The sequence below is a fragment of the Aquabacterium sp. NJ1 genome (genome assembly GCF_000768065.1).
Classification (GTDB): Bacteria; Pseudomonadota; Gammaproteobacteria; order Burkholderiales; family Burkholderiaceae_C; genus Aquabacterium.
Genome location: NZ_JRKM01000017.1, coordinates 1 through 7,927, shown reverse-complemented (window position 1 = coordinate 7,927; position 7,927 = coordinate 1). Strand labels below are relative to the sequence as shown.

8 protein-coding genes are annotated in these 7,927 nt (G+C 56.4%); 2 read left to right on the top strand and 6 right to left on the bottom strand.

What is annotated here, in order from left to right; all coding sequences use genetic code 11:
- Nucleotides 1–642: 642 nt before the first annotated feature.
- The 3 genes from JY96_RS23030 to JY96_RS21805 all read right to left on the bottom strand — a co-directional run bounded on the left by JY96_RS23030 (nt 643) and on the right by JY96_RS21805 (nt 2,580).
- Nucleotides 643–918 (bottom strand): hypothetical protein, encoded by a 276-nt coding sequence (locus JY96_RS23030; protein WP_035033866.1) that lies wholly within the window; start codon nt 916–918, stop codon nt 643–645.
- Nucleotides 919–1,246: 328 nt separating this feature from the next.
- Nucleotides 1,247–1,603: a DUF1304 domain-containing protein gene (locus JY96_RS21810; RefSeq protein WP_035044406.1), complete on the bottom strand. Its 357-nt coding sequence runs from the start codon at nt 1,601–1,603 to the stop codon at nt 1,247–1,249.
- A 131-nt stretch (nt 1,604–1,734) separates the two neighbouring features.
- Nucleotides 1,735–2,580 (bottom strand): hypothetical protein, encoded by an 846-nt coding sequence (locus JY96_RS21805; protein WP_152606716.1) that lies wholly within the window; start codon nt 2,578–2,580, stop codon nt 1,735–1,737.
- Nucleotides 2,581–3,866: 1,286 nt separating this feature from the next.
- Here JY96_RS21805 and JY96_RS23690 point away from each other — a divergent pair.
- Nucleotides 3,867–4,025, top strand: a complete 159-nt coding sequence (locus JY96_RS23690; RefSeq protein ID WP_161784393.1) for a hypothetical protein — start codon at nt 3,867–3,869, stop codon at nt 4,023–4,025.
- Between the two features lie 213 nt (nt 4,026–4,238).
- Here the strand turns inward: JY96_RS23690 and JY96_RS21795 are convergent, their stop codons facing one another.
- Entirely contained in the window at nt 4,239–4,418 is a 180-nt protein-coding gene (locus tag JY96_RS21795; protein ID WP_152606715.1) for a hypothetical protein, read from the bottom strand.
- A 243-nt stretch (nt 4,419–4,661) separates the two neighbouring features.
- Here JY96_RS21795 and JY96_RS21790 point away from each other — a divergent pair, with 243 nt between their 5' ends.
- Nucleotides 4,662–5,618 carry an IS30 family transposase gene (locus JY96_RS21790; RefSeq protein WP_035044397.1) on the top strand — a complete coding sequence of 319 codons (957 nt, stop codon included), beginning with the start codon at nt 4,662–4,664 and terminating at the stop codon, nt 5,616–5,618.
- A 49-nt stretch (nt 5,619–5,667) separates the two neighbouring features.
- Here the strand turns inward: JY96_RS21790 and JY96_RS23500 are convergent, their stop codons facing one another.
- Nucleotides 5,668–6,003, bottom strand: coding sequence for a hypothetical protein (locus tag JY96_RS23500; protein WP_152606714.1), 336 nt, complete (start codon nt 6,001–6,003; stop codon nt 5,668–5,670).
- Between the two features lie 951 nt (nt 6,004–6,954).
- Nucleotides 6,955–7,257, bottom strand: a complete 303-nt coding sequence (locus tag JY96_RS21785; protein WP_035044395.1) for a hypothetical protein — start codon at nt 7,255–7,257, stop codon at nt 6,955–6,957.
- Between the last annotated feature and the right edge of the window lie 670 nt (nt 7,258–7,927).

Below are 7,927 nucleotides of genomic sequence, written 5' to 3'. Positions count from 1 at the left end.
TAACGCCAGAGGTAAGCGGCGCCGGAGCACCGAAGGTGCGCAGGGCACCAATACAGGCCATGAGAATGCCGAAGGCATGGCCTGTATTGGCGTCCGCTTGGCCGACCAGTTATGCCAGCGAGCTTAAACGAAGCCAGACTGGTGAGCGCGAAGCCAGGACCGTTTGGTGCGCTTGGCCATGGAGAGGCACTAGCGACAGCGCTGCATCGCGGAGGCAATGCCCGGCGCGAAGTACCAGGAAAGAGGCCGTGGTCGTGTGACTGTGCGAGTCCTGCGATGAGGCGATGGAAGGCAAAGGACACGGCCGGGAATAGACGCTCAGCCATATGCATGATCAGGACTTCGCGCCGGCAAGGTTGAGGTGCGCATGAGGTGCTGACAGCCAAGTTCTATGCATGAAGCAAGCTGGGGCATAACGCCCAAGGTAAGCGGCGCCGGAAGGAGCGTAGCGACTGAAGGGTACCAACAAGGGCCAGGACAATGGCGAAGCCATGGCCCTTGTTGGCGTCCGCTTGACCGACCAGTTAGGCGACACAGCCTTTGCGTTGATCACGCTATTGGCTACTGCTTGATGCAAGTTCACGGCAACTCCATTAGGTTCGAATGCCCACAGAGGTTGTGGCAGCGCCGGGGCGCTGAAGTTCAAAAGTCCTTGTGCGAGTCGATAACAAACACCATACCCAGCAAGCCCACGGAGACTGTCTTGTTGTTGATGCTCGTGTAGGACGCTACGCCCAGCGAATGATAGTTGCTGGAAAAAGCAGTCAACGCCCCTACGCCCAACAGACCAGCCAATGGGCTGCGTTCTGCAATGGACTCCTTGATCTGGTTTCGGTGCCGTTCAGCGGATGGATTGAGAGCAAATGCTGCGATAGCGATTGCGCCAGTTATTGCGGCAGTCTTTACTGCTGGTGTCATGAAAGCTTCCAGAGATGATGTTCAAGAGTGGCCTAACGCCCAAGGTAAGCGGCACCGGAGCACCGAAGGTGCGGAGGGTACCAACAAGGGCCAAGACAATGGCGAAGCCTTGGCCCTTGTTGGTGTCCGCTTGACCGCCCAGTTAGGCTGGGGAGCGTAGGAGAGGGCGTTGAGGCCAAGCCAGCCTGGTTGCGCTCATTGATGCTTGGCCTGTGCATGGCCGCTCCCTTGATTTGATTGCCAGAGATTCTGCCTGTTGCTGCTGATTGGCTGTGGCCGTGCTGTTTCTGCGCGTTGCCTGTCGAAGGACGGACGGCTCACAGTCGCTTTAGCTAAGCACTACAAGCGCGATGCCAACAGCTGCAGGCATGCCTTGAATGAAGAGAATCTTGCGACTCGCAGTCATTGCTCCGTAGATGCCTGCGATCAAAACGCAGCCCAAGAAGAAGAGCTTTACTGACGAGCCAGAGCTGCCTAGTGCAATGCTCCAAATTAGCCCGGCGGCAAGAAATCCGTTGTAAAGCCCCTGGTTTGCGGCAAGAACTTTCGTTGCTTCCGCTTGCTCGGCACTGAGGCCAAAGGCCTTTCGACCTGCGGGTTTTGTCCACAAAAACATTTCTAGGACGAGAAAGTAGATATGGAGCAGCGCCACAAGTGCCGTAACGATATTGGCTGCAATGGTCATGATAGATCGTCCTAGATGAGGCCTAACGCCCTAGTTAACCGGCGCCGGAGCGCGAAGCGCGGAGGGTACCAACACAGGCCATGAGAATGCCGAAGGCATGGCCTGTGTTGGCGTCCGCGTTGAACGACCAGTTAGGCATCCGGCTTGGGGGGAACTGTGTTCGCCGTGATGCGTTGACGAATGGCTTGAATAAACGGGTAAGCCGCACAAATTGCAACGCTGTCTTTTCGGTTCCATGCGCTCTGGACACCGATAAGTCTGTACTCATAAGGGCTACTTTCGGTAAAGGGGCGAAGACCAAATATTGGTCCGCCGCTCATGCCTTCAATATTAAAGCCACTTCCGCCCTCCATAACGGATTCGAAGTGAATTTTCGCGTACAACCGCTTATACTCTGTTTCAGTAAGTCCGCCTGGGACTTCTGCGCTTCTTTCCAATTGAATGGTGGCATGACTTTTCTCTACTGGTTCGCCTGCTACTAGTCGTGCAAACTCCATTGGCGTTCCTACGAGCAGCCACAACGTGAATTCTTCAATGTCATCGGACTGCCAAAGATCCTGCGAAACTGCAGAGATGCCCTCTTTTTTTAGGGCTTCTTGTGTGAGGTAACCTAACTCCAAGCAAGCATAGTCAAATCCATCGTCTTCTTCGTATAACCAAATAACATCTAAGTCGATGTTTACGGAAATTCTGTACGCTTCCTTTGGCTTACTGGATACAATGGAGTCATCGATTTGCCAGTCGGATATTATTGATCCGCAGGCAGTCGCTTCCTTGAGTTTTCTGAAAATATGCCCCGCAGTTATTGCAAACCATCTGCCTTCGATTTCAACAACGAAGGCGCTGAAGTTGTACAGCGCGCACTTTCCGTCGTTGCGGCGCCTTGCCTCTGGCCCACTGTCCAAGCACATGATGTTAATTACATGCCTGTGCAGTTGCTCTAGAAATCTCTCTCCGAGTATTCGTGGTTCTTGCATTTTTGCTGCCTGAATATGCGGAATTTTAGGATGCCTAACGCCCTAGTTAACCGGCGCCGGAGCGCGAAGCGCGGAGGGTACCAATACAGGCCATGAGAATGCCGAAGGCATGGCCTGTATTGGCGTCCGCGTTGAACGACCAGTTAGGCTGGTGAGCGCAGGAGAGGGTGCTGAAAACACGCAAACCTGGCTGTGTACCTTTGAAGTTTGGCCTTTGCATGGCCGCTCCCTTGATTTGATTTTCAGAGATTCTGCCTGATGTTGGAGGCCGTGACCATGCGGATTCCCTGCGCTGGCCGCCGAAGGGCGGACGGCCAATTTGGCGGCCGCGCGTGGCACTTTGGCGCTGTTGGATGGCGAGCAGGCTGCCGAAGGACAGACAGCCAGATTGAGCCTGAGCATCGCGCCAGGTTGCGGATCGCATAGCAACTCAAGCGCCAAACATGAAGCATGGCTTCAACGCCAGAACGGCAAAGAAAGAGGCAATGGCATGAGCCGGTGTTCTCGCGTGGTAGCGGCGATGGCTACTGATGCGCATTGCCTCGGCAAAGGAAGCAGCTGAGGCCAGAGGCGATGCTCCCGCATGTTGAGCGTTGAGAAGCGCGGCACCGATTCAAGCTTCAATGGACTAGATTGAAGGCGTGGCCGACTGCTTGTTCAAAAAGGGCCTAACGCCCAAGGTAAGCGGCGCCGGAGCCCGCTAGGGCGGAGGGTACCGACACTGGCCATGAAAATGGCGAAGCCATGGCCAGTGTTGGCGTCCGCTTGACCGCCCAGTTAGGCGCTGCATTCTGGGCTGTTGGTTTGACTGTCATGTATTGGCCAAATCGCGTTGTATCAAGAGGCGCAGACCTGGTTGATTGAGGTCTCGCTATTGCGCTTCGAAATCACTACACATTGAAGCCAACTTCTGGCGAGTGTCCTCTGGGATGTAGTCATTTGGTGCCGAACTGCTGTCAGTCTTTGGTATCGGATGCAGTATGGAGCCAACTAGTGATTGCCGCTTCTTCTGGCAGATCAGTGCCTGGTTAATGTGAGGTTCCAACTGCCTTTCGGTGATTGGCTGGCGCAACACTTTGCATACATCGGCCTCTTTGTAGCAGTGGGACATGTCGTCAACAAGCTCTTTGAGATAGTACAAAGACGCAGCTTGATAGCCAAGGAAGAGTAGGCCAGTGATGAATACGAGCTTGAAAATGGATTTGATCAAAGCGGCGCCTTGCGTGGGTGCGTGAATTCGACGGGCCTAACGCCCAAGGTAAGCGGCGCCGCAAGGAGCGCAGCGAGTGGAGGGCACCAACAAGGGCCAGGACAATGGCGAAGCCATGGCCCTTGTTGGCGTCCGCTTGACCGACCAGTTAGGCAGCGGCCGCTTTGAACGCGCCAAAGTGCTGAGGTACTCGCCAGCGAGTTTGAACTGGATGTTCAATTCGATGCCTGCCTGAATGTTTGTTGGACGCTAGAAAGCGATGTACCGACTGTACCCGGCGATGGGCGAGACGCCAAGCAGCGACGGCGCCAGTCGTGGCTGCGGGATGACTGCGCGGTGGCTTGCCACGGCGCAAAACCTGACGCGGTCTGCCGGGAGCGCAGGCCGCCCACCAGTCCTCGGCGCGAGGCTTAGTGGCAAAGCCCAAAAAGGGAGCTGACTGCTAAGCCTAGTTCTGATTGCCAGAGATGTAGAACCAAGCCGAAAACGCGGCTGCAAGAAGGACCGCAAAGAACACAAACGGTGCGAATTTGACAGCTTGCTTTTCAGGCACGCCAACAACCTTCAGCAATTTCGCGATTGCCATTGATATTGCGTCAGCGGCGACCATGAGGATTGACTCTTCCATACACGCCCTCTGTATTTGGTTTTGCCTAACGCCCAAGGTAAGCGGCACCGGAGCACCGAAGGTGCGCAGGGCACCAACAAGGGCCAAGACAATGGCGAAGCCATGGCCCTTGTTGGTGTCCGCTTGACCGCCCAGTTAGGCTGCGCGGATTCACAAACTAAGTGCAACACCATTTGAAGAAGGTAGGCGAGTTGAAGGCAAAGTGATGGAGCCCCGTATTCCGGCAAGAAGGGGGGCGACACCATGACGCATTACAGACAACTCGCCCGAGAAGAAAGATACCTGATTTCCGCGTACTTGAAAGCGAACTGGAGCCTGCGCGCCATAGCGCAGGAGCTGGGACGCTCACCGAGCACGATATCGCGGGAGGTCAGCAGGAACGCCACGACGCACGATGGTGCGTACCGACCGTGCAAGGCGGATCGGTATGCGCGAGTGCGGCGACGAAGAAGCCGGCGAGGGCCCAAGTTCAAGCCCGAACAGTACGCGCTGGTCGGGCGCTACCTGCGCAAGAAGTGGAGCCCCAAGCAGATCGTGGGCACGCTCAGACCGCAAGGCTTGCTGGACATGAGCCACGAGAGCATTTACCGCTACCTTTTACGAGACAAGCAAGCGGGCGGCGGGCTGTGGAAGCACCTGAGACTGAAGATGAAGCTCAGACGCAAACGCTACGGAAAGCACGATTGGCGCGGGATCCTGAGGGGCAAGAAGCACATCACAGAGCGACCACTGGAAGTGGAGCTTCGACAAGAAGTGGGCCACTGGGAAGGCGACACGGTAGTGGGCAAAGATCTGCGACACAGCATCTTGACTTTGGTGGAGCGCGCGACAGGCCTGACGGTGATCAGGAAGCTCAAAGCGCGCAACACGAAAGAGACCAACAAGGCCTTGAGGTCGGTTCTCAGGAAGTACGGAGCCAGGATGAAGACGATCACCTTTGACAACGGAACGGAGTTCCATGACTACGAAGAGATCGAGAAGGAGTTTGGCGTGGCCTGCTACTTCGCCACGCCGTACCATTCATGGGAGCGCGGCACGAATGAGAACACCAATGGCCTGATTCGGCAGTACCTTCCAAAGGGCAGCTGCATGAAGAATGTGACGCAGGCCAAATGCGATTGGATTGCGCGGGAACTCAACACACGGCCGCGTGAACGTTATGGCTTTAGAACCCCGGAGGCGATGTATGGACGTCCGTAAGGGGTGTTGCACTTGTTATGTGAATTCAGGCCACAGAGCGTTGCTTTACTCACCGTGCTGGCTCCCATTTATTGATTACTGCAAGCGCTTGGGTGCCGAGGAGAGCCTTCAACTCGTTGGCCCTGATGCTTCCCGCAACATTCTCCAGGAAGCAGGTTGACACGCTTGAGGATTCATCGTTCGAATCGGAAGCGATGCGCCTGTTGACAAGACCCGCAAGCTCTTGAAGTTGCACTGGTGTTGGCGTCGTTGGCTGTGCGATGAAGTAGTCGCTGAATTCTGCCCAAAGTCCTGCGAGGTTAAAACTTCCGTCCTCGTTTCTGTTGCAGTTCGCCTCCGAGTCCCAAGCTTCTTGGAAGCTGGGAAATAGGGCTGCCAGTTCCAACAAAAGTTCGTGTGCGCTACTCTGCATTTTGTGTGGCCTAACGCCCAAGGTAAGCGGCACCGGAGCACCGAAGGTGCGTAGGGCACCAACAAGGGCCAAGACAATGGCGAAGCCTTGGCCCTTGTTGGTGTCCGCTTGACCGCCCAGTTAGGCTGGTGGCAGATGCCAAGGCGGGCGAGAACAAGCAAGCCTCTTGTGCGTTGGTGATGATGCTCGGCCGTGGCATGGCCTTGCTCCCTTGATTTGATTTCCAGAGATTCTGCCTGATGCTTGATGGCCGTGGCCATGCGGTTTCTACGCGCTGGCCGCCGCAGGACGGGCGGCCCACCAGGCGTTGGTGTGTGTCACTTCGGCGCTGCTGATCGGGGAGCGGGCTGCCGAAGGACAGACAGTCAGATTGAGCCTGAGCATTGCGCCAGGTTGCGAGCCGCATGAGCACTTAAGCGCCAAACATGAAGCATGGCTTCAACGCTAGAACGGCAAAGAAAGAGGCGATGGCATAAACCGGTGTTCTCGCGCGGTAGTGGCGATGACTATTGATGTGTGGCGCTATAGCAGAGAAAGCAACCGAGGCCTGATGCGATGTTCCCGCATGTTGAGCGCTGCGGAGCACGTCATCAGCACGAGCTTCAACGGACAAGCTTGCAGGCATGGCCGAGTACTTGTTAAGAGTGGCCTAACGCCCAAGGTAAGCGGCGCCGGAAAGAGCGCAGCGACTGAAGGGCACCAACAAGGGCCAGGACAATGGCGAAGCCATGGCCCTTGTTGGCGTCCGCTTGACCGCCCAGTTAGGCTGGGGAGCGCAGGAGAGGGCGTTGAGGCCATAAGGACCCTGGCTGCTTTCATTGATGCTGGGCATGTGCATTGCCCCTCCCTTGCTTTGACTTCAGAGACTTTGCCAGGTGCGCTATGAGCGTTGGGCGCGCCATTGATGGCCGAAGCGAGTTTTCGCTATTCCCCTTTGTTACGCGCGGCTCTATTCAGAATTCCTTGAAGGACTTCTACGACAAAGATGCCAACGATTGTGGCTGGTAGATAGGCGATGAGGAGGACCGGTGACCACATTATTGTGAATGCAAGCGCATCATTGTCCGCGGCATGCCCAAACGCGCCAGCCATCGATGCAGTCATGATGATGCCTATCAACGGCGGCACAAGCAGCCTCACGTAGCGGTTCTTGATTGCGGCAGCCCAAAACAGCGCAAAGACAAATACGGCTATTGCTCTACCGTCGAGAAGTTCCATGGCTTGCATTGGCCTAACGCCAAAGTTAACGGGCGGCGCTGCGGAGCAGCGACGTCCCTGTTGAACGACCAGTTAGGCTGGTGCGCGCAGGCGAGGGCGTTGAGGCCACGGCAACCTGGCTGCGTGCATTGATGCTTGGCCTGTGCATGGCCGCTCCCTTAATTTGATATCCAGAGTTTTGCCTGATGCTGATTGGCCGTGGCAGCGCGGTTTCCCTGCGCTGAGCGCCGAAGGACGCGCGGCCAGCTTGGTGATGGCATGCGGAGAGATGGCGCGGCACATGATCGCCGTTGCCTGCCGAAGGACAGGCAACCAATTGCCGATGGCGTGGGGCACTTTGGCGCCGCTGACTGGCCAGCGGGCTGCCGTAGGACAGACAGCCAGATTGAGACTTCGCACTGCGCCACGTGGCGGAACTTGAGGGCAGTGAAGCGCCAAACCTGAAGACGCGAACAGATGCGAGAACGGCAGAGAAAAAGGCCGTGGCATACATCAGTGCTCTCGCGCGAAACATCGATGGCTATTGATTTTCACGCGGCACGACATGAAGCAGTCTTGCCAAAATGCAGCCTCAAAAAGTGGGGCCTAACGCCAAAGTTAACCGGCGCCGTAGCGCGAAGCGCGGAGGGTACCGCTACAGGCCCTGGCCTGTAGTGGCGTCCGCGTTGAACGACCAGTT